Here is a 22,583-nt window from a genome sequence, read left to right as displayed (position 1 = left end):
GGCGAAAGTCCACTAATTTTATGTGCCAATAATTTATCTAATGAATCCATTTGCGGGGTTCACTGGCCCGGCGAATGTTGCGCCAAATTTGGGTGGCGGCCAGGGTGCCATCGGCCACTGCTACGGATACCTGGTTTAAACCTTTTTTCAAATCTCCCAGGGCAAAGATCCGGGGATGGCTGGTTTGGGCCATGTCATTGGTGACCAAATTTTCCCCGTCCCATTCCAAACCTTCAATGCCCTTGAGGTAATGGTTATGGTACACAGAACCCATGTTGATCAAACCCGTTGTGGCTTCCACCACAGTGCCATCTACCAATTCCACCCCACTCATTTTGTGGTCTTCTCCCAAAAATTTGGTGATCGCCGCTTCGTGGAGAGGATAACCGTGGTCTGCTAACTTAGCTTTCATTTCATCACCGACAGTGCAAAGCCCATGGGTCAAAACAGTAATGTAGGGCGTAAACCAATTCAAAACAAAGGCAGCATTAATTTGTCCTTCGGTGCCCGCAATCAACACAGCCTTTTGATCCCACATATCAAACCCGTCACAAATCATGCAAACGTGCAGAGTGTAACCGGCATAGTCATAAACATTTTGCATATCCTCCAACTGGGGTAGATTGTCGATAATGCCCGTGGCGGCGATGACATATTTAGTCCGAAAAATCGGATAAAGACTATCTTTCTTACCCACTTTCACCTTCACGGCAAGGGTATCTCCCTCATCGGTTACATCTTCCACATAACCCCGCAACAAATCTGCGCCCCAATGGAGAGCCTGTTGGGTGCTGTGGGTGATGATGTCCCGCCCCGGTGTATCGGGATCTAGCCCCACATAGTTGCGTAAATCCTGCATCCAGAAGGATCGGCCCCGCCCTTTTTCCACCACCAGACATTTCAGTCCATAGCGGGCTAAATAGATGGCGGCGGACAAACCCCCCATGCCTCCCCCTAAAACGATGGCATCGTAAACCGTGTCGAGACGGGCATCTAAATTTTTGCTGGATAATTTCACGGGGCCTCTCCTCGGCTTAATATTGGTTAACTAATGACAGAACTAAATGGACAAATAAATACGGAGCTAGGTTTTAGCTCATCCAAAGTTTCTATTCTTAGTATAAATCCCTAATTTTGCTCGGGGTCGATGGGCTTTTCCCCTACTGGGGGAGCCGGCAGATTGGGCTCAGTCTCGGCACTGGGATTTTCCGGTGGTGGGATCACAGGCACCGTATTGCTGGGCTGGGGAGTAGGGGAAATCTGGGGAGGAACAGTGGGCTTGGGGGTGGGAGAAGGACTAGGTTTTGGTACAGGGGCTGGGGTAACAGGAATGGAAATAGTGGGTGATGGTTGAGGACTGATGGTGGGGGATGGACTGGGTTTAGGTTCAGGAATAGGGGCAGGTTCGTCCAAACTGGGTTCCGGCTCCATGGGAGTGATCGTATCCTCTGTTGGACTAGAGGTGGTTTCCGGGCTGGGACTGGGGCTGGGGGTGGGTTCCGGGCTAGGGGTTGCTGGAGTGGGAATAGGGCTAGGAGTTTCAAATAAATTGGGTCTAGGCTCCAGGGAGGGCAGGGGAATGGGCGTTTCCTCTGTGGGTTCTTCCACCGCTGGGGGAGGATTATTGCGCCGTTGACTGGTAACCCAAAATCCCGCCGCCATGCCGCCGCCAATCACTAGCAGTACGACAAGGGGCATAACAACCCATTTCATCAATGGTGAACCCTCCTGGGTTTCGGTGTATCCGGTAAACTCTTGAGTGTAAACCTTGGTGGCTTGGGTGTCGTTGGCGTTGTAGGGAGTGCCCACCACTAGGGTTGGGGCCGTAGGTTGGTGATTAGATTTGGTCTTGCCATTAGCAACGGTGTTTCCCGGGCGATCGCCTTTGGTCATGGGCACATTGCTGAAATTGCCCTGGAGGGTCTGGGCCATGGCAGTGGCGGAATTAAATCTTTCCCGGGGATGGTAGCGCACTGCTTGGTCTATGACCTTAGCTAGGGTAGGACTGACTTGGGGAGCCCCCTGTCGCCAAAGGATTTCTCCGGTGCGGCTGTCACTGGTTAGATATTGGGGGGTTTTACCGGTGAGCAAAAAAATAGCCGTTAGTCCCAAACTGTACAGATCGCTGGAAAAAACTGGCCGTCCAGCGGCTTGCTCCGAAGCCATGTAACCGGGGGTACCCAACGCCACAGAATAGGCACTACGGCCATCGGGATTAACCAACGTGCCCATGGTTTCTTTGATGATGCCGAAATCAATCAGAATAGGCTTACCATCAGCTTCCCGCAGGATAATATTGTCGGGCTTAATGTCCCGGTGGATAATGCGCCGTTGATGGATAAACTCCAACACAGGCAAAATCCCCAGCAATAATTCCTCCACCGCTGTACTGGAAAAATTACCCTTTTGGGCGTGGGCTTGGGTGAGGGTCAGCCCAGGAATCCACTCCTGCACCAGGTAAAAATCTTCCCCTTCACTGAAATAGGCATACAGTTGGGGAATCTGGGGATGGTTCTCCCCCAACTCCTCTAGGGTGGCCGCCTCCCGATGGAATCTTTCCCGCAACCATGAGGGAATTTCTGGATTTTCCAGCACTGGTTTGAGGTGCTTGATCACACATTTCCGGGCGGAGGGCATGTGGGTGTCCTGGGCCAAAAAAGTTTCCCCAAATCCTCCCCTGCCCAGGGTTTCAATAATTCTGTAGCGATTGTTGAGTAGTTTGAGTGGGGTAACCATAGCAATGCCCTATGCTCCTAGCTTGTCCAGCTTTCAAATAAACCATTCTGCGGCCCTGGCCCCAAGTTCCAGGGGAATACTAACTGCTTTGCCTAGGCGGGGTTTTTCTTTGGTTTGGGCAATGAACTGTTGCACCTGCTCCCCCCCTCCCCAGGCCTGGAGATACTGGGCGATCGCCTCTAGATTAGCGAAATAATCCTCTTCCGAGAGGGGAAAGGAAGCCTGTTCTAGGTACCGCCACATAATCTGTAGAAAAATGCGGTCTTTGATGCGTCGCAATTGCACATCGAAAGAATAACCCCATTTATCCACAATCAACTGGTGTAACTGTTTACCGGTCATGGTTCAACACCGAAATTGCCCCAGGCGATCGCCGCTTGATACCCATGCCTAGACAGGTTTGGATTTTTCAGCGACAATTTTCCCTAGTCCCATTAAAGCATTCCATGACTGTCAGCACCGCCACCCCTGCCCCCACCGCCATGAGCCAGGTCGTCAATGGTTTATTGGCCGTCAAGCCCCTGTGGAACGTGGCCAAATGGCAAGCCCGCTCCATGATGATCAAACGGGCAGAAAGATTGGGGATCCCCTGGCGGGAAACAGTAAAAAATTATCAACAGCAGGACTGGCAAAGCCATTGGCGATCGGTGGTGGATGAAGAGTTAACCTATCCCGATTATTACAACGCCTCCTTCCACGGCTATGACCAGGGGCACATGTGTTGGGACGCAGCCTTTGAATTTGAAGTGGCGGCCAACGCTGTCCATTCGAGCCTTTACCCAGAAGCAGGGGCCCAAGGGGATGCCGAGTTACGACGTAGTTACCACGATGTTTTGTTAGCTCAATTGCCCCAAGCGCCCCAAACCATCCTGGACTTACATTGCACCGTGGGCTTGAGTAGCTTTACCTTGCAAGCCTGCTACCCAGAAGCAAAATTAACTGGGCTAGATTTCTCCCCCTATTACGTCGCCCTTGCCCATCACCATGGCAGAGAAAGGGAAACCGATATCAATTGGGTTCATGCCCTACCAGAGGCCACTGGATTAAAAGCCCAGACTTTTGACCTAGTTTCCGCTTTTTTGCTGTTCCACGAAATGCCCCAGGAACCCACCAGGCGAATTTTCCGGGAGGCTCGGCGTTTAGTGAAAACGGGCGGTCATTTCACTTTTATGGATATGAATCCCCGTTCCCAGGCTTATCTGACTATGCCACCCCATATTATGACCCTGCTCAAAAGTACGGAACCGTTCATGGACCAATATTTTGCTTTGGATGTGGAGCAGGAATTACTATCCGCTGGTTTTGATCGGGTGACCATCCAACCTAATAGCCCTCGACACCGCACTGTCATCGCTTCCGTACAACCCTAGGGACTATTCCCAACTCTGACCCGTCCTAATTTGCTATGGAAGAAACTTTTGTCGCACCGAACGGAGATAGTGATAGCAATTTCGGCTTGGCTCTGGCTGCCCTGACCCAGTCTTTGCAAAAATTGCAGACTCGTTACGACGAAGTTCAGTCCCAAAGGGCTAAGCAACAACAAATCCAAGAATATCGTACTGATGTGGAAGCCAGGCTCCAGGGAGAAGCCCAGACCGAATTGGAGCAGGAACTGGCCCGCATCCGCTCGGAATTGGAAGCGTTGTCCCTTGAACTAGAAAGTGAACTATTGACCGATCGCCAGTTGCAAAAAATGTTTTGGGATGGCCTACGGCGGGGGTTAATGGGGGACGTGTTTTGGCAAATTATCCGCTTTGGCGGTCTGGGTTTGGTGCTGGGTTGGGCCCTAAAAAGCTGGGTTGGGTAAACAGTCTGCCAACAATTGAGGTTAGCATTGGCCAACCCTGGAAAAGTTTTGCTAAAAATTAATTCGGGTCTCCAGCGAGCGGCTAAAACTAGGGAATTTTAAAGTTTGTCAGTTTCCCCCAACTTCAAAGTTGAGAAGCTAGGGGACTTTTCCCCTGCCCTCTAGTGGAGGAAATGGCGCACCCCAGTGAAAATCATCACTAAGCCCAATTCGTTGGCCGCTTGGATGGAATCCTGGTCCCGCATGGACCCCCCCGGTTGGATGATGGTGGTAATGCCGGCGGCGGCGGCGGTGCGGACAGAATCGTCAAAGGGAAAGAACGCATCACTGGCCAAGCAAGCTCCCTGGGCTTCTGTGCCCGCTTGTTTAAGGGCAATTTCCACCGAGCCGACTCGATTCATTTGTCCTGCTCCCACCCCCAAGGTGGTTTTATTTTTGGTGATGGTGATGGCGTTGGATTTAACGTGTTTGCACACTTTCCAGGCAAAAGCTAGTTCCGCCAACTCCTCCCCACTGGGTTGTTTTTCCGTCACCACCTGCCAAGTGCTGGGGTCTTCCCGTTCATCATCCGCTGACTGTACTAAAAATCCTCCGGCGATCGCCTTAATGGTTTGGCTGGGGCCGGTGGCCAGATCGGGGAGAATCAATACCCGCAAATTGTTTTTCTTAGCTAGAATTTCCTGGGCTTCAGCATCACAGCCCGGGGCCACAATACATTCCAAAAAAGTTTTGACCATGGCCGCCGCCGTGGGTCCATCCAGGGGTTGATTCAAGGCGACAATGCCCCCAAAAGCGGAAGTGGCATCAGCATTAAAGGCTTTTTGATAGGCTTCTACCAATGTGGGGGCCAGGGCGACACCGCAGGGATTAGTGTGCTTTAAAATCACCGCCGCCGGTTCCCTGACATCGAATTCGTTGATAATGCGCCGGGCTGCTTCCAAATCCACCAAATTGTTATAGCTCAGTTCCTTGCCCTGGAGTTTCTCGGCCTTGGCCCAGCCGGTGGCTTCCCGCCCAGTTTGATACCAACCTGCACTTTGGTGGGGATTTTCCCCATACCGCAACGGTTGCCGCAATGTACCGCTAAGGCCAAATTGGTTTGCACTGTCCCCACTTAAACCACTGAAATAATTGGCGATCGCCTGGTCATAGGCATTGGTGAGGGCAAAGGCTTCCCCAGCGAATTGTTGGCGCAAAGCCAAGGGTATTTCCCCCTGTTCCTGCAGAGCTTGGAGATAGGCTTCGTACTGGTTGGGATTGGTGAGGACAGTGGTATGGGCAAAGTTTTTGGCGGTGGCTCGAATCATGGCCGGGCCACCAATATCAATCTGTTCCACTGCTTCAGCAACGGTGACCCCCGGTTTAGCAATGGTTTGCTCAAAGGGATAAAGGTTAACCACGACCAGATCTAACGGACGAATATCGTTAGCTTCTAAATCCGCCTGGTCACTGGGCAAATCCCGCCGGGCTAAAATACCCCCATGGATGCGGGGATGCAACGTTTTGACCCGTCCACCCAAAATTTCTGGTGCCCCGGTGTAATCACTCACCTTGGTGACAGGAACCCCAGCTTCTTTGAGGGTTTTGGCAGTACCACCACTACTGATCAGGTCAAACTGAAATTCATTCACTAGCCGTTGGGCCAGTTCCACAATGCCACTTTTGTCGGACACACTCAGCAGGGCTAAACGGGCCATTGCCTTCTCCTCTTGGTAATTTTTCCATCCCCCATTATCCCCCAGGAGTTGGTCTCCCTTACCCTTTCCTGTCCAGACTAGGCGGTTGGAAATGGTACACTGCCTCGATCGCCTGACGACAACCATCTGCCAAACAATCTAGTAAAACTTCTCCCTTCTCTTTGGTGGCTACGGTGGCATCCCCCATCACCCCACTGCGACTCACTTCTTTGGTTAACCAAGCAAAGGGCAAACTTCCTTCCATACTCAAAAGTTCATCATCGGCGGGAATGCCCTGGGGAAATTCCTTTACTAAACGATCTTCCCGCACCAGTTCAGGCCAGAGGGCCATCATTAAGCTGGTTTCCCCATCCCCCGCATGGATACCGTGGGTCATCTCTTTGGGAGTGAGTAAATCCGCCGCACAATGGGGCATCCGCCAAGTAAAAAAGGGGAAAATTTGTAAATCTGGATAAATCTGGTGCAGATCCCTGGCCGCAATTTCCAACACCTGAATCTGGCCACCGTGGGAGTTGAGCAAAATCCATTTACGGAAGCCCGATTGATACAAGCTCGCCGCCACTTCCTTGAGAATAACCAACAAAGTTTCTGCGCTGAGGGTGATTACCCCAGGGAAACCCATATGTTCATTGGACTTGCCATAGTACAAAGTTGGGAGCACGTAGGCCGGAATTTCCGGTGCCAAAGTTTGCAATGCCTTGCCCAAAACCCCCTCAGAAATGGCTGCATCCACCACCAATGGTAAATGGGGACCATGCTGTTCAATGGAACCCAGGGGCTGAATAATAATGGTTTTGTCCTTATCCGGCAGAGCTTCAATATCGGTCCACGTTAGGTAGGCAAAATAACGCTGGGGGGGAATAAGGGCGGAAGGTCGCATGGTTCAGATTTTCAGACGGGGGAAGATAAATAAAACTTTTTCTAGGATCTATTCTCAATAAGACTCCACTATTGCAACTGCTGAGCCAAGGGACTATGATGGATCCCATCGCCCAGACTGCTTCTAAGCGCCCCCATAGAACATGTCCTACACCGCCGATTCCCTCAAAGCCGAACTTAATGCCCGTGGTTGGCGACTGACTCCCCAGCGGGAAAAAATCCTCACCATTTTTCAAAATTTGCCGGAGGGGGAACATCTCAGTGCCGAGGAGTTACACCATCGTCTGGAAGAAGAAAGGGAAAAGATTAGCCTCTCCACAGTTTATCGCAGTGTTAAGTTGATGTCCCGCATGGGCATTCTGCGGGAGTTGGAATTGGCGGAGGGGCACAAGCACTATGAATTGCAACAGGCTTCCCCCCATCACCATCACCATGTAGTCTGTGTGCAATGTAATCGCACCATCGAATTTAAGAATGATTCCATTCTCAAGCAGAGCTTGAAGCAGTGTGAAAAAGAGGGTTTTCAGTTGATCGATTGTCAGCTAACCGTCACCACCATTTGTCCTGAAGCAATCCGCATGGGTTGGCCCTCCACTCTGCCTAGTAATTGGGCTTGCACCCGCAGTATTTCCTTGGCCTAGGATAGGATTTTCGCAGGAATACAAAGCATTATTTTCCCACCAGTTCAATAGCCAGAGACGACTAATCGGTTCTCCTAAGCATTACGCAGGGCGACAATGGGGTCTAATTTAGCCGCTTGACGGGCGGGAACAACACCAAAGAATAGACCAATACTGCCAGAAATGGTGAGGGAAACCACCACGGCGGCAGGGGAAATCACTGTAATCAGGGGGGAAAGACTACCCACGATTGCCACGATGGCCATGCCCAAGACGACGCCAATTACTCCACCACTGGCGGAAACGATTACTGCTTCAATAAGAAACTGACTGAGAATGTCCTGTTCCCCGGCTCCGAGGGCTTTACGCAGGCCAATTTCCTGGGTGCGCTCCGTTACGGACACCAACATAATGTTCATTACGCCAATACCTCCCACAATCAGGGAAATACCGGCGATCGCCGCCAGGAGGATGGTGAGCCCCCCGGTGATAGTGTTGACAATATCTAGCATTTGTTTGGCAGAACTAACGCCAAAATCATCCTCCCCGTTTTTGATATTGTGCCGTAGGCGCAGGAGGTTTTCCATTTGGAAAGTGGCCGCCCCCACTGAGTCACCATCCTTAGCCTTCACATTGATCCAGCTCAATTCAATGCCGTAGGGGGAAGTCCGCCCCACCAGTTGGGCCACCATGGTGTCTAGGGGAATGAAAATAAATTCATCTTGATTACTGCCCAGGGAAGACCCCTTAGTTTCCATCACACCGATGACTTCAAACGTAATATTGTTGATGCGGATATTCTGACCAAGGGGAGTTTGGGTTTGATAAAGGCGATCGGCAATTTCACTGCCCAGCACGGCCACCCGGCGATGGCGCTCCAGGTCCAAAATGTTGAGAAAGCGTCCCTGGGCCACGGAAAAATTACGGATGGCGGGATATTCGGGGGTAGTGCCCACAATGGTGGCATTGGTGTTGAGGTTCCGATGGGACACCAGTAACCTCCGGTTAATTTCGGGGGCTACCCCGGCCACACTAGGCACTTGACCGGCGATCGCCTCGGCGTCACTCAAAACCAAAGTTTTCGGTAAATTGAAACTAGCCCGACGGTTGCGTTGGGAACCGGGCAACACAAACAACACATTGGGGCCTAAATCTTCCAATTGGGAAGTGGCCAACTCCTGGGCTCCCTGGCCAATGCCCAACATGGCCACCACGGACGCATTGCCAATGACAATGCCCAACATAGTCAAACTGCTACGAAGCTTATTAGCCAGCAACATGCTAGTGGCCATTTTGAGACTTTCCCGAAATTCAATCACCGTTACCTCGGTTCTAGGATCTTTAGCTAGTCTATTTTATCCATTCGCTCAATTTGACCGCCCCTGGCCCTAGGATTAAGTTAAAATTTTCTCCCGAGCATCTAAGATAGAATCTCCTTCTGCAATCCCCATACATCCATGGCCAGCACCAACATTTCCGACCGTGAAAAAGCCCTCAACGCCGCCCTAGCCCAGATTGAGCGGAGCTTCGGGAAGGGAGCGATTATGCGCTTGGGAGATGCCACCCAAATGCGAGTTGAAACCATTTCCACTGGGGCTCTAACTTTGGATTTGGCCCTGGGGGGCGGTTTGCCCAAGGGTCGGATTGTGGAAATTTACGGCCCGGAAAGTTCCGGGAAGACCACCTTGGCCCTCCATGCGGTGGCGGCCACCCAACAGGCGGGGGGAGTCGCGGCCTTTGTCGATGCAGAACACGCCCTTGACCCCGTTTATTCCAAAGCCCTGGGGGTGGACATTGATAATTTATTGGTGGCCCAACCAGATAACGGCGAATCAGCCTTGGAAATTGTTGACCAGTTGGTGCGTTCCACTGCGGTGGATATCATTGTGGTGGATTCCGTGGCGGCCCTAGTGCCCCGGGCGGAAATTGAAGGGGAAATGGGGGATACTTCGGTGGGTTCCCAAGCTCGCTTGATGAGTAAAGCCATGCGGAAAATTGCTGGTAATATCGGGCGATCGGGTTGTTTGGTAATTTTCCTCAACCAGTTACGGCAAAAAATTGGTGTGACCTACGGCAGTCCCGAAGTGACCACCGGAGGTAATGCCCTGAAATTCTACGCCTCCGTACGTTTAGATATTCGCCGCATTCAAACCCTGAAAAAAGGCACCGAAGGGGAATACGGTATCCGAGCCAAAGTGAAAGTGGCTAAAAACAAAGTGGCTCCCCCCTTCCGCATCGCTGAATTTGACATTATTTTTGGCCAGGGCATTTCCCGCATGGGTTGCACCATCGACCTGGCGGAAAAATGCGAAGTCATCACCCGCAAAGGGGCTTGGTATAGCTATAACGGCGAAAACATTGCCCAGGGTCGGGATAATGCCATGAAATATTTAGAGGAAAATCCTGAAATCGCCGCTACCATCGACCAACAGGTGCGGGAAAAATTATCTTTAGTTAATGCGGTTTTCCCGGTGGAAACAGAGGATGGAGCGGAAGAGCAGGGGGAAGATGGGGATTTTTAGGAGCTAATCCGATCATTTGCCCAAAAGCCTCTGCTTTTGGTCGTGGCTTATGTCAAGTGGTCGGGAATTTCCCGGTTTTAGAAAGTGTTTGAAAAGTACACTAGGTATTTATCCCCCTAAATCTCCTCACTAAAGCTCCGGCTTAAAAAGGGGTACTTTTGTGACAGTTCCCCCCTTCTTAAGGGGGGCTAGGGGGGATTAAACAGCCAAAACTCAACTTTCCAAACAGGCTCTTAGACGTGGGTATGGTCAAAAATGGGAGGCGGAAATCAAAAACCCGGCTAAAAAACCAATAATGGTGGCATAGGCTACGGAACTGCCGCCCAATTCGTAGGCTTCCGGCATCATGGTGCTGGCTAGCATGGCTAAAATTCCCCCTCCGGCGATCGCCTGGGCCACCGCCACCAGTAATAGAGTGCCACCTTGGCCAATGGAGTAGCCCACCATGGCGATCAGACCACTGGCCACCACCGCCCCAAACCAGAGAGTTAAAATTCTTCGGTTGGAAATGCCGGCCTGTTTCATGCCAAAGGAACTGGAAAGGGCTTCGGGAAAATTGGAAATAAATACGGCAAACAGAAACGCTCCACCCCAGGGGGTGACATTGGTGTTCATGCCGATAACCATAGCCTCCGGGATGTTATCAAACAGCGTGCCCACCAGGATGGCCATGGGAGCAGAGCTTTGGGCTAATTTGGCCAACATCTGGCGATCGCCTTCTACCAGTGGTTCCAACACCGAAACCTTATCTTCGGGAGGGACAATTGCCTCAAAGTCCGTGGCTGACTGTAAACGGCGGGCGAGTTTGCGGCTCAGGGCCAAGGCTAGATGGGGAGATTGACTGAGAATATTGGCAAAGTTTTCCTTATCCAACTGATACAGTTCCATCGGAGTGACGGCCACCACCGTAGCGGACCGGGGTTCTCCTGTCAGTAAAGACATTTCCCCAAAAATATCGCCCGATGTGAGCCGATTAACCCAGGTTGTGCCCTTATACACATCCGCTTCCCCGCCACCGATAAAGTAAAAATAATCCCCCTGGTCCCCTTCCCGACAAAGTACTTCTCTGGGGTAGGCATGGTGAGGAGTGAGCAGACCAGCAAGTTGATGCCTTTCCTGCTCTGGCAGAGCATTCATCACTTCACTGTGGGCTAAATAATCTACCAACTCATGGGATTCCAGCATTTTATGTTCCACCACATAGCGACGGCTAGCGGCGGGCTTACGTAAAAATCCCCCTTGTTCATCAATGTATTTACTCAAGCTAATAAACAGGATTCCCCCCAGTAAAAAGCCCCCTACCAGAACCAAAACTCCGCCACTGCGGTAAACAGCACTGGCAATTTCCAAGGCGATCGCCGCCATCAAAGTGCCACTACCAAAGGCCATCACTGCGGCTAAAAATTTTCTTCCCGGTTGCCAAGCCACAGCAATTAAAGCCCCCAGGGCCATGCTAGAAGCACCCAAAATCCCCTGAAGGAAGGCGGTCAAAGCAAAGTTTTCCACCGTTTTAAGCAAATTTATGATTATTGGACTAATCTTTCCCAGTTCCATTAACTGCCAGAGGGTGGGCTAGCGGCAAGGGGAATCAGTTGTTTAGGGGGTAAGCCGTTGAATAATGTTGAAAAAATATTAACTATTTAGTACCAATCCACGGGAATGGAGTCGTCCAAAACCGGTTCCGGTGGAAAACCGCCTGGTTCCTGGGGCACTGGAGTCGGTGGTGGTGTATTTGGGGGGAAGGGATCATTCTGCGGCAAAACAGGATTATTGCTAGGGGCAGAACTGGTGGGCATTTCAACGGGAATGGGAATGCCTTGGAGTGGTGGAGCCGGATTAGGGTTAGGGGCTGCGGGATTATTAACGGGAGGGGGAGATGGGGGCGGAGTAATTGGGGGAGGCGGGGCAATTCTGACTAAACTACGGGGGGCTGGGAAAGGAAATAGGCGGCGAAAGGATTGAATACGATCATCTTTTTCTTCCGGTGCAATGTCCCAGAGGGTTTGGTAATAAAAAAAGGAAACTCCCATTCCCTGGGCTCGGGATGCATAGACCTTATCATTCACTAAAGGCATGGGCACTTGCTTAGTGGGTAATCCGGTTAAGATTCCAACGGCGGTGGGAATTAGGGTTTTAGATTCCCTAAACTCCGCCCTCTGGATCGGCTCAGTAAAAGTGGGTAGAGATGTACGATAAACCTGAACTATCACTTCATCAACAATGCCTTTGCGGATCCAATCCAACCAATCCTGCAAAAAAGTGTTGTAAGCGAGATTGTAGGTGGCAGGGGAGACGGATACGAGAATGTTCGGTTTAGCAGCTTTGATGCGGGCATTTAACTGCACCATGAATGCGGTAATTTTATCGGCTCGCCAGCGAATCCAGGCCGGATCTTTAGGATTGCTGGGGGGAGTTTTTTTTGTTTCCTGTTGATATAAAGAAATGGTGTAATTGTCGTAGCCAAATTCGTTGGGCAGGGCGGTGTGATCGTCGAACTGAACCCCGTCCAAATCGTATTTATTAACTGCGTCCATGACTAGTTGCGTAATAAAAGTCTGGACTTGAGGGTGAAAAGGATTCATCCACATCACTTCTCCGGCAGCGCTCACAGAAGTTTTAGTGCCGTCCCGCTTTTGGGTAAACCACCAGGGATGGCGCTTAACCAGTTCCGACATCGGGGGAGCCTTAAAGCCAAATTCAAACCAGGGCAAAACCAACATGTTGCGCCGATGGGCCTTATCGATAATGTCTGCTAACACATCCTGACCTTGATCTCCCCTGGGGCTAAAGGGTTGTAAGCCTTCCCTTTTAGCAAATTCACTTTCGTAGAGAACATAACCGGAGTTCCAGACTACGGGGTAGATGGTATTGAAATTTAGATCCGCTAGGAGGTTAATGGATTCAGTGGTGCGGTTCTGGTCTAAAAAATGAACGGTGTCATTATTGGTGATCCAAACTCCACGGATTTCTGGAAAGGCATTTTGGGCTTGGACTTGGTTGAATAAGGAAAAGGGATGGACGATCGCCAAACTGATTAATAAACCTAGAACAAGATTGTGGAGGAATGGCTTTTTGCAATACTGCCAGATTTGGGCAAAGATTGTGGCGATCGCCATGGTGCAATGATTCGGGGAGTAAGTGAGGAAAAGTGGATTAATAATCAAAGTTTAAATTTGCCATATCCTAGCGGTTTTTCTCCATCAAAATGGGCAATTTTTTGGCCGAACCAAGATTGGGGAGAAGGTTCCCAGGCAAAGTATTGTAACAAAGGTTCTGGGAATAATCCCGTTGCTGTTTATGATAAAAGGTAGAAAAGCAACCGGGGATCAATGCAAAGCAAGAGAAAAAATACCCTGGTTAATCATATTTCGAGCTGGTGTTTAAGGTTGAAAATTTGATTGAACGGACGTTGCCCTGTAGGAAGTGGTGACGGCGTGGCCTATTGTCCGGAGGGAAGGGGTTATGGTTACAAACAGAATTACTGACAACCGTCGGCGGGTGGTGATTTTAGGGGCTGCCGGGCGGGATTTTCACAATTTCAATCAGGTTTATCGAGATAATCCCCGGTATGAAGTGATGGCCTTCACTGCGACCCAGATTGTGGGCATTGCCGATCGCCGTTATCCGCCGAGTTTAGCGGGGGAACTTTATCCCCACGGTATTCCCATCCTTGAAGAAGGGCAGTTGGAAAATTTTTGCCGGGAACATCGGGTTGATCAAATTGTGTTTGCCTACAGCGATGTGTCCCACCACCAGGTCATGCATCTCGCTTCCCGCAGTTTGGCGATCGGAGCAGATTTTGTCCTACTGGGGCCAAATCAAACCATGATTAAAACCACAGTACCCGTCATCGCAGTGTCAGCGGTGCGTACCGGTTGCGGTAAATCCCAGGTGAGTCGCTGGCTGTCCCAACGGTTACGGCAACTCGGTTTGAGGGTTTGCGCCATTCGCCATCCCATGCCCTACGGTAATTTGCAAAAACAGGCGGTGCAACGATTTGCCAAGTTGGAAGATTTAGACCAAGCGGACTGCACAGTAGAAGAACGGGAAGAATACGAACCCCATATTCTGGCGGGCCATGTGGTCTATGCCGGGGTAGATTACGGCCTAATTGTGGAAAAAGCTTCTTTAGAAAGTGATGTCATTCTCTGGGACGGGGGGAATAATGATTTTCCCTTTGTGCAACCGGATTTACACATTGTCCTTGTGGATCCCCTACGACCGGGGGACGAAAGCCTTTACCATCCAGGGGAAGCGGTGCTTAGGATGGCAGACATTGTCCTGATTCCCAAAACCGATGTAGCCACAGTGGCCCAAATCACCCAGGTTCTTAGTTCCATTGCCCAGTTAAACCCTGATGCCCAAATTATCCAAGGGCGATCGCCCTTGCGGTTGGAACCTCCCCTAGATCTGCGGGGTAAACGGGTGATTGTGGTGGAGGATGGCCCCACTACTACCCACGGGGGCATGGACTACGGTGCTGGTTACCAGGCAGTGAAGGAAATTGAGAACATTACAATAGTTGATCCTCGACCCTACACTGTGCCGGAAATTGCCGCTGTTTATGCTAAATTTCCCCATTTAACGAAAATTTTGCCCGCGATGGGTTATTTCCCCGCCCAATTACAAGCTTTAGCGGATACCCTCAATGCCGCTGAAGTTGACGTGGTGGTATCCGGTACCCCCAGTGATCTGGGCCGATTAATCCCATTGAATAAACCATTGGTGCGGGTTTTTTATGATTACGCCGAGGCGAAAGAACCGGGATTAGGTAAAGCTTTGGATTTGTTTTTAGCCCGTCGGGGGCTAGGGAGCAAAGCCAATGAATTCTCCTAACCAAAACACCAGACCCATTGTCATTGCTTTGGGCGGAAATGCTTTACTGCAAAGGGGCCAACCTCCGGAAGCGGAAATTCAGAAAGCTAACATTCACATTGCCGCTCTGGCGATCGCCAAAATTGCCCGGCATTATCCCGTCGTTGTCACCCATGGCAACGGCCCCCAAGTGGGGTTACTGGCCCTACAGGGGGAGTGCGAAAAATCCTGTAAGCCCTATCCCTTGGACGTGTTAGGGGCAGAAACGGAAGGCATGATCGGTTACCTGTTGGAGCAGGAATTACGCAATCAACTACCTGGGCGGGATGTGGTCACCCTATTGACCCAAATTGTGGTCGATCGCCAGGACCCAGCTTTTTTGCAACCCACCAAACCCATTGGCCCGGTTTATACCCTGGAACAAGCTCAACAGTTGGCCCAGGAAAGGGGTTGGGCGATCGCCGCCGACGGCCAGGGATACCGCCGGGTAGTGGCTTCTCCAGAACCCAAAAGGATTATTGAGCTACCCACCATTCAATTGTTGGTGAAGAGCGGCGCATTAGTGGTTTGTGCCGGGGGCGGTGGCATTCCTGTGGTGGTTAATGAAGCCGGAGGATTGCAAGGGGTGGAAGCGGTGATTGACAAAGATCTAGCCGCTGCTCTGTTGGCGCAAAATCTCCAAGCCCAAGGTTTACTACTCCTAACGGACGTCGATGGTGTGTATGAAAATTGGAGCACCAACTACGCTCACTGTTTTGAGCAAACCACCCCGAAAAATCTACGCCGTTACCGATTTGCAGCGGGTTCCATGGGGCCAAAGGTAGAAGCGGCCTGTCGCTTTGTAGAAACCACCGGGCAATGGTGTGGCATCGGCAAACTTGATCAAGCCTTAGACATTATTGACGGGAAAGCAGGGACAGTGGTGATGCCCTAAATTTCGTCCCAACCGGATACCCCAGAAGACATCACATAACTAGTCACCGTTGCTTCAAAGAAATTCGCCTTAGTGTGAGCCTCTTTTTTCGTGTCGGAAAAACGCTCCAAGTGGGTGTAGGGACTTTTCCCGTAGCGAGCATCCGTGTAAAGGGGATCTAAACCGATCGCCCGTAGACGACTATTAGCAAGATACTTAGTGTACTGTTCCGTACTAGATTCCGTAATACCGAGAATATTATTACCGACAATGTGGTTAGTCCAGCGACATTCAAACTCCACCGCCTTATCAAACATTTCATAAATCTGATCCGTGGAGTGGGTGAAGACCTGCATGGCTTCGGGAATTAGCTTTTGGTATAGCCGCACGTGACTCAACTCATCCCGGTTGATCATCTTAAAAATGTCCGCAGAACCCGGCATCAACATACGAGAAGCAAGGTTATAGAAGTAAATAAAACCGTTGTAAAAATATAATCCTTCCAGCAAATAGTCCGCCATCAAGGCAATAAAATAATTCTCCTGGGTGGGATGATCGACATATTTTTGGTAGAGCATGGCAATGTACTCGCACCGTTCCTTTAACACCCGGTCTGTGCGCCAAAATTCGTACACCTTATCCCGCTTTTCCGTGGGAATAATCGTCTCGATCATGTACTGGTAGCTTTGGTTATGCATACCCTCCTGGGAAATTTGCTCCGCCATACACAGGCTAATTTCCGGCGCGGTAACGCTACTTTTTAAATGGGGAATGTTACAGGTTTGAACAGAATCAAGAAAGGTTAAATAGGACAAAATACCATCAAAGGCATAACGCTCTTCGTTGGTTAAATTCCAGTAATCGGTGACATCCTGGGTAATGTCTAAGCGCTGGGGAATCCAAAAGTTCTCCCGCATTTGTTGATACAATCCCACTGCCCAGTTGTAGCGGACATCATTCAACTGCATCAAGTTGGTAGTGTTGCCAAACCAAATGGTGCGGTTCTCGACGGAATCGTTGCCAGTGGGGTTAAAAATGGGGGTCACAGGCATGGGCGCTGTGGGATTAACGGTGCTGACAACCATGGAATTTGGGCAGTAAGGAAAATTGTGAACCGACCTATTCTAACCCAGTTTCTTTGGGCAGTCTTGATCAACCAAGAGTAATTTAGGTGGACTACTAAAGTCCCTCTTACATAGTTTTCTTGTTCTTGTCATCTCGACAAAGGTCACACAACTCTATACAATTCTTGTTTAGCTCGGCGCCGCCCCGCAATCTTTTAGAATTTTTTATGGCTCTTTCGCTACCGACAAGGGTGAACTGGTCCCCGATTCAGCGCTACTTGGAACTTTTACAGATATTAGTGGAGCGCAACCTGAAAGGCCGTTACCGGGGTTCCTTTTTGGGGGTTTACTGGTCGTTGCTAAACCCTTTGATTATGACAGGGATTTATGCGGCTATTTTCGGAGCGGCCTTTGCCTCCTTCTATGGGTCTGCCCTGAACTATGTGCTGGCGGCCTTTACGGGGCTGTTAGTGATTAACTTTTTTTCTGCTTCCACTAGCCAAGCTTTATCGAGTGTGGTGGCCAGCGGGGGACTCATGAATAAAATCAAGCTCCCCATCAGTGTCTTTCCCCTCTCCATGATCGTCGCCAACGTGTTCCAATTTGTGGTGGGGCCATTACCCCTATTGGCGATCGTCACCATTTATAAGTCTTGGGAATCTGGTTGGTGGTTTGTTAACGCCATTTCTCTTTTCTTTCCTTTGTTGGCTCTGAGCCTAGTGTGCACCGGGGTAGGCTTTTTTGTCAGTGCCCTTTACGTATTTTTCCGGGATTTGCCCTACTTCTATGAGCTAGTAACCTTCATGCTCTGGATCGGTTCTCCCATTTTCTATCCATCCGAAATTGTGCCGGAACAAGTGCGCCGCTTTTTGGTCATCAACCCCCTGTTACCGATCATTGACAGTATTCGTCAAATTTCCCTGTCGGGGGATTTGCCCGAGTCTGGTTTGATTGTTCATGGACTATTAAATGGTTTAATTTTATTGGCCCTGGGTTGGTTGTGCTTTCGCTCCTGGCAAAAGAATTTCATGGATCTGTTGTAAAGCTAATTTTAGATGTCTGAAGTTATTCGTCTTGATAAAGTTTCTTTGTACCGTCGAACCCAGGAGGAATTTTCCTACGACCTGAAGCGCACCGTACTATCTTTCATTGAGGGTAAGTATCGTAAGCCCTCCCGTAAGCTAATCCTAGACAATATAGATTTTACGGTGGTGACGGGGGAGAAAGTTGGCATTATTGGTTCCAATGGTTCGGGGAAATCCACCCTGCTCAAGGTAATTTGCGGTATTTTGGAACCCTCTGCTGGGAGTTTGCGGGTGAGGGGGGAAATAGCACCATTGATCGAGCTGGGGGCTGGCTTTGACCCGGATTTGTGTGTGCGGGATAATATTATTCTCTACGGTGTGATGTTGGGATTTTCCCGCCAGGAAATGTTGGAGCGGGTGGATTCTATCCTGGATTTTGCTGAGTTACAAACGTTGGGGGATATGCCGGTGAAGTCCCTTTCTTCGGGGATGTCAGCCCGGTTGGGTTTTGCCATTGCCACCGATGTGGAACCGGATATTCTAATTTTGGATGAAGTTTTATCTGTGGGGGATGAAAGTTTCAAGCACAAATCCCAAGCCCGAATGGATAAGCTCTGGGGACACAATACGACGATTCTCGTGGTTTCCCATAGCCTGGGCTTTATTCAAGATGCCTGTCCCACCACTATCTGGTTAGACCGGGGGGTGGTGCGTTATATGGGCAAAACCTCCGAGGCGATCGGGCAATACCTGGAGGAGGTCAAACGCCACGATGCTCTCACCATTCCCCAATAATTCTGGCAAGTTGCCCTTTTTTTGCTTTACTGGGAACGGATATTTTTTGCTCAAAAATAGTTAAAGAGAACATGGAGGAGTGATTATGAAAATTTTGATTACCGGTGGCGGTGGCTACATTGGTTCTGTCCTGACCCCCACTTTGCTGGCGGCGGGATACCAGGTAACGGTGATAGACAACTTCATGTTCCAGCAAAATAGCTTGGCGGAATGCTGTCAGTATGAAACTTTTAACGTTATCCGGGGGGATTGCCGCAAGGAAGACCTGATTAAAGAACAGCTAAAAACCGCCGATGTCATAATTCCCCTGGCGGCCCTAGTGGGAGCTCCCCTGTGCAGTCGCGATCAAATTGGCACTAAAACCACTAACCAGACGGCGGTGGAAATGATCTGTCAACTAGCCAGCCCCCAACAGCGGATTTTGATGCCAGTTACCAATAGTGGCTATGGCATTGGGGAAAAGGGTAAATTTTGTACCGAAGAAAGTCCCCTGCGACCCATTTCCCTCTATGGAGTAACTAAGGTGGAAGCGGAAAAAGCGGTGTTAGCCCGGGATAACAGTATGACTTTTCGCCTGGCGACAGTATTTGGTATGGCTCCCCGGATGCGGGTGGATTTGTTGGTCAATGACTTTGTCTACCGTGCTTTTTATGACCGGGCGGTGGTTATTTTTGAAGGTCATTTTAAACGCAATTATATTCATATCCGGGATGTGGCCAAGGTGTTTCTCCATGGCTTGGAAAATTTTGAATCCATGAAGGGTAAGCCCTATAACGTTGGCTTAGAGGATGCTAATTTATCCAAACTGGAACTTTGTGCAGAAATCCGTAAATATCTGCCCAATTTTGTGTATCTAGAAGCGCCCATCGGGGAGGATCCGGATAAGCGGGATTACATTGTTTCTAACCAAAGAATTTTGAGCACTGGCTTTACTCCCGACTGGTCTTTGGGACGGGGTATTCAAGAGTTAATCAAGGGTTACACTATCTTGAGAAACAGCGTTTATTCCAACGTTTAATAAATTGTTTGAACGCCCCTTGGTTCCCTAAGTTTGGAGAAACTAAATACAAATCACCAAATGTTGGGGAATTTAGGGGGTAAATGACAACTTTACCGACGGATTGCCAAGGTTCAAGGGCGGACTAATACCCGCCCAAGGCAGAAAAGCTCGCCATTGTTTAGATCGAGGGATTCAAGGTCCACGTCTTCCCCTAGGTCAACGGTCAAACGCTCTAACTTTCGGTTGGCGATCGCCGGTAATCCTAGTAGGGTAATGTCTTCTAGATGTAGGGTTTTGGAGCTGGCCAACTGTAGACGGGCCTGCACCAAAAGCTCATGGCTTTGACCCTGGGGGTCTTGCACTTCACCTTTGAGCTGAAAAGATTGATGCTCTAAGGCGATCGCCTGCCAATGGAAAGTGTAATTCTTCAACTTGCCCTGGGGATTTTCCACTCCCTGTTCTGCCAACAAAGCTACTAATAGTTCCTCAAAAGCACTGGCAAGTAAATTAGAAGCTAGGGATGCTTGCAGATGGCTTTGGGAAATTTGTAACTCTCCGCTAACCCGAATTGGCTCCAATAGTTTTAGGGGTTTGCCTTTGATTACCTGGCCAATGTTAATGCGGATATTTTCTCCCCGCAGTAACACCCGTCCTAGTTGTAGACCTTGGTAAATGGCCCTGTCACTACTAAGGGCAACCCTAGGCACATAGCCCCGTAAAATTTGTCGGTCTTTGCCATCAATTTCCAGTTCCAAACTCTCCACTGTTTCCACCTGGGAGCGGAGCCAGAGCCTCAGGGCAGGGGCCAAAATTTTACCAATTAAATTACTGTCAACGGCTAAGCCCATGGATTTGAAATTTAGTTGTTAGCAAGCAACGTTAATGGAACAAATATTGAAAGAATAACCAGGTAATATTGGAAAAATCTCCCAAAATATCGCTAAATATCGCTGATATTAATGGGAACTTCCCCCTTGCCAATCCAAAGGAAATTGAGCTTGCAGTTCCCGCAACTCGTCCCGATGGGCGGTGATAGTTAGGGGATATTGTCCTGGATGGGAAGGTTGATCCGGATCTCCCACTTCCAATGTAATTGCTTCTACCCTGGCCGCTTTTTGCCAATAGAAAGTTCCCGCTAAGGGCGCTAACCACAGTAGGAAGAAAAATAGAAAACCCCGTTGGGGCCAAAATACCGCTAACACCAAGGCTAAACAGAGCAGTCCTAGGGCAGCTAACAGACTCAAAAATACTGCCAGAAAGGGGCTAGCTTGTACATTACCTTCAAAGGTGATTGCCTGTTGGACTGGGTCAATGTTGGTAATGCGGTAGGCTCGGTTATTGAAATAGGTTTTGATTTCATCCAATATGCCCGCTTCGGGGTTATCGATCCAAGCCCGGATTCTTTGGGTCCGGTCTTTAACTGAAGAACGAATGAAAAATATCAAGCCAATTAGGGAAAAAATAGTAAAAAATAGGGTGGAGCCGAGAACAGGTAAATCCATAACATCCATAACAAAATTGTGGCAAACCTTCTCACTAGCTAGAAAATATCTAAATCAATGGCCGCAGATCCACCGCTTTTTAATTGTTTTAGTAAGCTATCTAATTGTCGCCACACCAATGCTGCAATAAAAACGGTAATGGGCAAAGAAATGGCGTAGGAAATCCAACCATTACCCAAAAAAATTTGCACTCCAGAAGCTAGGAATACACAAACCCCTACACAAATACCCATGAAAGGTAGTTGTAAATCCAGGTCGGCTAGTGTGCTGGCGGGGGTATTTAACCAAAGCTTCACTTTCTGTTTTAAGGTGGCTTCAAAGGCCGCGCCACAGGTAATCCCAACAAAAAGCCCTACCGCAATTAAAAAATAGGGAGGCTGGGGCAAATAGTACATATTTAATGAAAGAAGATAAAAGACATCCCTGATCATAGCAAGGTCAGACTTAATTTACCCGGACAAATCTTTGGTTGAATGAGTTACTTCCGGAGTCGATTACCAATTCTTGCCGCCGAGGAAATCAGTGGAACATAACCTCTCCCTGCCATTGGGGGTATGCCCGCGCCTTGATTACTGATAATCTAGTTGGTGTCTATGCCACATTGAATTCAGGTCATCGCTTCCCCAATGCTGAAAGTGTTTCGTCAGTCCTTCCTTGTTGTGCTCACCGTGGCTTGTTTGATTTGGTCTGCCCCGGCGATCGCCGCTAGTTCTTCTTCCGTAACCGGGGGAGCTTCAGCTTTCGAAAATATGGTGTTGGCGGAAACGGATTTTCGGGACCAAGACCTGCTCACCGCCCAGTTCACCAATGTGGATTTGACCAGCAGCATTTTTGAAGCAATGGATTTGCGGGGATCAGTGTTTAATGGCGCTAACCTCACCGATGCCAACTTGAAGGGGGTGGATTTGACCAATGGTTTGACCTATTTGACCAGTTTCAATGGGGCTAATTTGGAAAACGCCATTTTAGCCGAAGCGATTATGCTCCGGACTTCTTTTAAAAATGCCAAAATCCAAGGGGCTGATTTTAGTCTCGCTGTGTTGGACACGGAACAGATAGCAGCTCTTTGTAAAGTGGCGGATGGGGTGAATCCCAAAACTGGCATCAGTACGAGGGAATCCTTAGGTTGTTCCTAGGATGTTCGGCGAAATTTCGGACGTAAACGTAAACTTGTAAACTTCGCCATTGATTAGGCGGTAGTCTGTAGC

22 protein-coding genes are annotated in these 22,583 nt (G+C 49.6%); 10 read left to right on the top strand and 12 right to left on the bottom strand.

Annotated features, from left to right (window positions below; all coding sequences use genetic code 11):
* Positions 1-37: 37 nt before the first annotated feature.
* From C7I86_RS16610 to C7I86_RS16600, 3 genes are all read right to left on the bottom strand, one after another.
* The gene (locus tag C7I86_RS16610; RefSeq protein WP_010874346.1) at positions 38-1,018 is read right to left on the bottom strand and encodes an NAD(P)/FAD-dependent oxidoreductase; all 981 of its coding nucleotides are present in this window, start codon (positions 1,016-1,018) and stop codon (positions 38-40) included.
* Between the two features lie 110 nt (positions 1,019-1,128).
* Positions 1,129-2,736: a serine/threonine-protein kinase gene (locus tag C7I86_RS16605; protein WP_010874345.1), complete on the bottom strand. Its 1,608-nt coding sequence runs from the start codon at positions 2,734-2,736 to the stop codon at positions 1,129-1,131.
* A 33-nt stretch (positions 2,737-2,769) separates the two neighbouring features.
* Positions 2,770-3,078, bottom strand: coding sequence for a DUF3067 family protein (locus C7I86_RS16600; protein ID WP_010874344.1), 309 nt, complete (start codon positions 3,076-3,078; stop codon positions 2,770-2,772).
* A 44-nt stretch (positions 3,079-3,122) separates the two neighbouring features.
* Between C7I86_RS16600 and C7I86_RS16595 the strand changes: the two genes are divergently transcribed.
* Positions 3,123-4,106 (top strand): class I SAM-dependent methyltransferase, encoded by a 984-nt coding sequence (locus C7I86_RS16595; protein ID WP_010874343.1) that lies wholly within the window; start codon positions 3,123-3,125, stop codon positions 4,104-4,106.
* 35 nt (positions 4,107-4,141) lie between these two features.
* The gene (locus C7I86_RS16590; protein ID WP_010874342.1) at positions 4,142-4,543 is read left to right on the top strand and encodes a hypothetical protein; all 402 of its coding nucleotides are present in this window, start codon (positions 4,142-4,144) and stop codon (positions 4,541-4,543) included.
* A gap of 161 nt (positions 4,544-4,704) precedes the next feature.
* Here C7I86_RS16590 and purH read toward each other — a convergent pair whose 3' ends face one another.
* The gene (gene purH, locus C7I86_RS16585) at positions 4,705-6,240 is read right to left on the bottom strand and encodes a bifunctional phosphoribosylaminoimidazolecarboxamide formyltransferase/IMP cyclohydrolase (protein WP_014407167.1); all 1,536 of its coding nucleotides are present in this window, start codon (positions 6,238-6,240) and stop codon (positions 4,705-4,707) included.
* Between the two features lie 58 nt (positions 6,241-6,298).
* Positions 6,299-7,120, bottom strand: coding sequence for a creatininase family protein (locus C7I86_RS16580; protein ID WP_010874340.1), 822 nt, complete (start codon positions 7,118-7,120; stop codon positions 6,299-6,301).
* 142 nt (positions 7,121-7,262) lie between these two features.
* Here C7I86_RS16580 and C7I86_RS16575 point away from each other — a divergent pair, with 142 nt between their 5' ends.
* Positions 7,263-7,760 (top strand): transcriptional repressor, encoded by a 498-nt coding sequence (locus C7I86_RS16575; protein WP_010874339.1) that lies wholly within the window; start codon positions 7,263-7,265, stop codon positions 7,758-7,760.
* 74 nt (positions 7,761-7,834) lie between these two features.
* On the opposite strand, the gene C7I86_RS16570 is transcribed toward C7I86_RS16575, so the two are convergent.
* Positions 7,835-9,058, bottom strand: a complete 1,224-nt coding sequence (locus C7I86_RS16570; RefSeq protein ID WP_010874338.1) for an ABC transporter permease — start codon at positions 9,056-9,058, stop codon at positions 7,835-7,837.
* Between the two features lie 138 nt (positions 9,059-9,196).
* On the opposite strand from C7I86_RS16570, the gene recA reads away from it, so the two are divergent.
* Positions 9,197-10,261 carry a recombinase RecA gene (gene recA / locus C7I86_RS16565; protein ID WP_010874337.1) on the top strand — a complete coding sequence of 355 codons (1,065 nt, stop codon included), beginning with the start codon at positions 9,197-9,199 and terminating at the stop codon, positions 10,259-10,261.
* A 249-nt stretch (positions 10,262-10,510) separates the two neighbouring features.
* On the opposite strand, the gene C7I86_RS16560 is transcribed toward recA, so the two are convergent.
* A complete protein-coding gene (locus tag C7I86_RS16560; RefSeq protein WP_223211314.1) occupies positions 10,511-11,752 on the bottom strand; it encodes a cyclic nucleotide-binding domain-containing protein in 1,242 nt (413 codons plus the stop codon).
* Between the two features lie 149 nt (positions 11,753-11,901).
* Positions 11,902-13,425, bottom strand: coding sequence for a family 10 glycosylhydrolase (locus C7I86_RS16555; protein ID WP_223211313.1), 1,524 nt, complete (start codon positions 13,423-13,425; stop codon positions 11,902-11,904).
* 298 nt (positions 13,426-13,723) lie between these two features.
* Here C7I86_RS16555 and C7I86_RS16545 point away from each other — a divergent pair, with 298 nt between their 5' ends.
* Positions 13,724-15,097 (top strand): cyclic 2,3-diphosphoglycerate synthase, encoded by a 1,374-nt coding sequence (locus C7I86_RS16545; protein ID WP_020861874.1) that lies wholly within the window; start codon positions 13,724-13,726, stop codon positions 15,095-15,097.
* Positions 15,084-16,010, top strand: coding sequence for a carbamate kinase (gene arcC, locus C7I86_RS16540; protein WP_010874333.1), 927 nt, complete (start codon positions 15,084-15,086; stop codon positions 16,008-16,010). Before C7I86_RS16545 ends, arcC begins: the two co-directional genes overlap by 14 nt.
* Here the strand turns inward: arcC and C7I86_RS16535 are convergent.
* The gene (locus C7I86_RS16535) at positions 16,007-17,074 is read right to left on the bottom strand and encodes a ribonucleotide-diphosphate reductase subunit beta (protein WP_010874332.1); all 1,068 of its coding nucleotides are present in this window, start codon (positions 17,072-17,074) and stop codon (positions 16,007-16,009) included. The two genes, arcC and C7I86_RS16535, sit on opposite strands and share 4 nt — an antisense overlap.
* A 206-nt stretch (positions 17,075-17,280) precedes the next feature.
* On the opposite strand from C7I86_RS16535, the gene C7I86_RS16530 reads away from it, so the two are divergent.
* From C7I86_RS16530 to C7I86_RS16520, 3 genes are all read left to right on the top strand, one after another.
* Positions 17,281-18,096, top strand: coding sequence for an ABC transporter permease (locus tag C7I86_RS16530; protein ID WP_010874331.1), 816 nt, complete (start codon positions 17,281-17,283; stop codon positions 18,094-18,096).
* Between the two features lie 12 nt (positions 18,097-18,108).
* The gene (locus C7I86_RS16525; RefSeq protein ID WP_010874330.1) at positions 18,109-18,873 is read left to right on the top strand and encodes an ABC transporter ATP-binding protein; all 765 of its coding nucleotides are present in this window, start codon (positions 18,109-18,111) and stop codon (positions 18,871-18,873) included.
* Between the two features lie 85 nt (positions 18,874-18,958).
* Positions 18,959-19,891 (top strand): NAD(P)-dependent oxidoreductase, encoded by a 933-nt coding sequence (locus C7I86_RS16520; protein WP_020861875.1) that lies wholly within the window; start codon positions 18,959-18,961, stop codon positions 19,889-19,891.
* A gap of 113 nt (positions 19,892-20,004) precedes the next feature.
* Here the strand turns inward: C7I86_RS16520 and C7I86_RS16515 are convergent, their stop codons facing one another.
* The 3 genes from C7I86_RS16515 to C7I86_RS16505 all read right to left on the bottom strand — a co-directional run bounded on the left by C7I86_RS16515 (position 20,005) and on the right by C7I86_RS16505 (position 21,770).
* Positions 20,005-20,721, bottom strand: a complete 717-nt coding sequence (locus C7I86_RS16515; RefSeq protein ID WP_010874328.1) for a DUF2993 domain-containing protein — start codon at positions 20,719-20,721, stop codon at positions 20,005-20,007.
* Positions 20,722-20,829: 108 nt separating this feature from the next.
* On the bottom strand, positions 20,830-21,375 hold the full coding sequence (locus C7I86_RS16510) for a cofactor assembly of complex C subunit B (RefSeq protein WP_041426084.1): 546 nt from the start codon (positions 21,373-21,375) through the stop codon (positions 20,830-20,832).
* 38 nt (positions 21,376-21,413) lie between these two features.
* Positions 21,414-21,770 (bottom strand): hypothetical protein, encoded by a 357-nt coding sequence (locus tag C7I86_RS16505; protein WP_041425893.1) that lies wholly within the window; start codon positions 21,768-21,770, stop codon positions 21,414-21,416.
* Between the two features lie 231 nt (positions 21,771-22,001).
* Between C7I86_RS16505 and C7I86_RS16500 the strand changes: the two genes are divergently transcribed.
* Positions 22,002-22,511 carry a pentapeptide repeat-containing protein gene (locus C7I86_RS16500; protein ID WP_010874325.1) on the top strand — a complete coding sequence of 170 codons (510 nt, stop codon included), beginning with the start codon at positions 22,002-22,004 and terminating at the stop codon, positions 22,509-22,511.
* The last annotated feature ends 72 nt before the right edge of the window (positions 22,512-22,583 follow it).

Origin of the sequence: Synechocystis sp. IPPAS B-1465 (genome assembly GCF_003015225.1) — a bacterium.
Classification (GTDB): Bacteria; Cyanobacteriota; Cyanobacteriia; order Cyanobacteriales; family Microcystaceae; genus Synechocystis.
Note: the sequence above shows the minus strand (reverse complement) of the source record. Positions and strands in the feature narration are given on the sequence as shown.

Coding starts and splice junctions, on each gene's coding strand:
- C7I86_RS16605 (WP_010874345.1), bottom strand. CDS start 2,736: ATGGTTACCCCACTCAAACTACTCAACAATCGCTACAGAATTATTGAA.
- C7I86_RS16600 (WP_010874344.1), bottom strand. CDS start 3,078: ATGACCGGTAAACAGTTACACCAGTTGATTGTGGATAAATGGGGTTAT.
- C7I86_RS16595 (WP_010874343.1), top strand. CDS start 3,123: ATGCCTAGACAGGTTTGGATTTTTCAGCGACAATTTTCCCTAGTCCCA.
- C7I86_RS16590 (WP_010874342.1), top strand. CDS start 4,142: ATGGAAGAAACTTTTGTCGCACCGAACGGAGATAGTGATAGCAATTTC.
- purH (WP_014407167.1), bottom strand. CDS start 6,240: ATGGCCCGTTTAGCCCTGCTGAGTGTGTCCGACAAAAGTGGCATTGTG.
- C7I86_RS16580 (WP_010874340.1), bottom strand. CDS start 7,120: ATGCGACCTTCCGCCCTTATTCCCCCCCAGCGTTATTTTGCCTACCTA.
- C7I86_RS16575 (WP_010874339.1), top strand. CDS start 7,263: ATGTCCTACACCGCCGATTCCCTCAAAGCCGAACTTAATGCCCGTGGT.
- recA (WP_010874337.1), top strand. CDS start 9,197: ATGGCCAGCACCAACATTTCCGACCGTGAAAAAGCCCTCAACGCCGCC.
- C7I86_RS16545 (WP_020861874.1), top strand. CDS start 13,724: ATGGTTACAAACAGAATTACTGACAACCGTCGGCGGGTGGTGATTTTA.
- arcC (WP_010874333.1), top strand. CDS start 15,084: ATGAATTCTCCTAACCAAAACACCAGACCCATTGTCATTGCTTTGGGC.
- C7I86_RS16535 (WP_010874332.1), bottom strand. CDS start 17,074: ATGGTTGTCAGCACCGTTAATCCCACAGCGCCCATGCCTGTGACCCCC.
- C7I86_RS16530 (WP_010874331.1), top strand. CDS start 17,281: ATGGCTCTTTCGCTACCGACAAGGGTGAACTGGTCCCCGATTCAGCGC.
- C7I86_RS16525 (WP_010874330.1), top strand. CDS start 18,109: ATGTCTGAAGTTATTCGTCTTGATAAAGTTTCTTTGTACCGTCGAACC.
- C7I86_RS16520 (WP_020861875.1), top strand. CDS start 18,959: ATGAAAATTTTGATTACCGGTGGCGGTGGCTACATTGGTTCTGTCCTG.
- C7I86_RS16515 (WP_010874328.1), bottom strand. CDS start 20,721: ATGGGCTTAGCCGTTGACAGTAATTTAATTGGTAAAATTTTGGCCCCT.
- C7I86_RS16510 (WP_041426084.1), bottom strand. CDS start 21,375: ATGGATTTACCTGTTCTCGGCTCCACCCTATTTTTTACTATTTTTTCC.
- C7I86_RS16505 (WP_041425893.1), bottom strand. CDS start 21,770: ATGTACTATTTGCCCCAGCCTCCCTATTTTTTAATTGCGGTAGGGCTT.
- C7I86_RS16500 (WP_010874325.1), top strand. CDS start 22,002: ATGCTGAAAGTGTTTCGTCAGTCCTTCCTTGTTGTGCTCACCGTGGCT.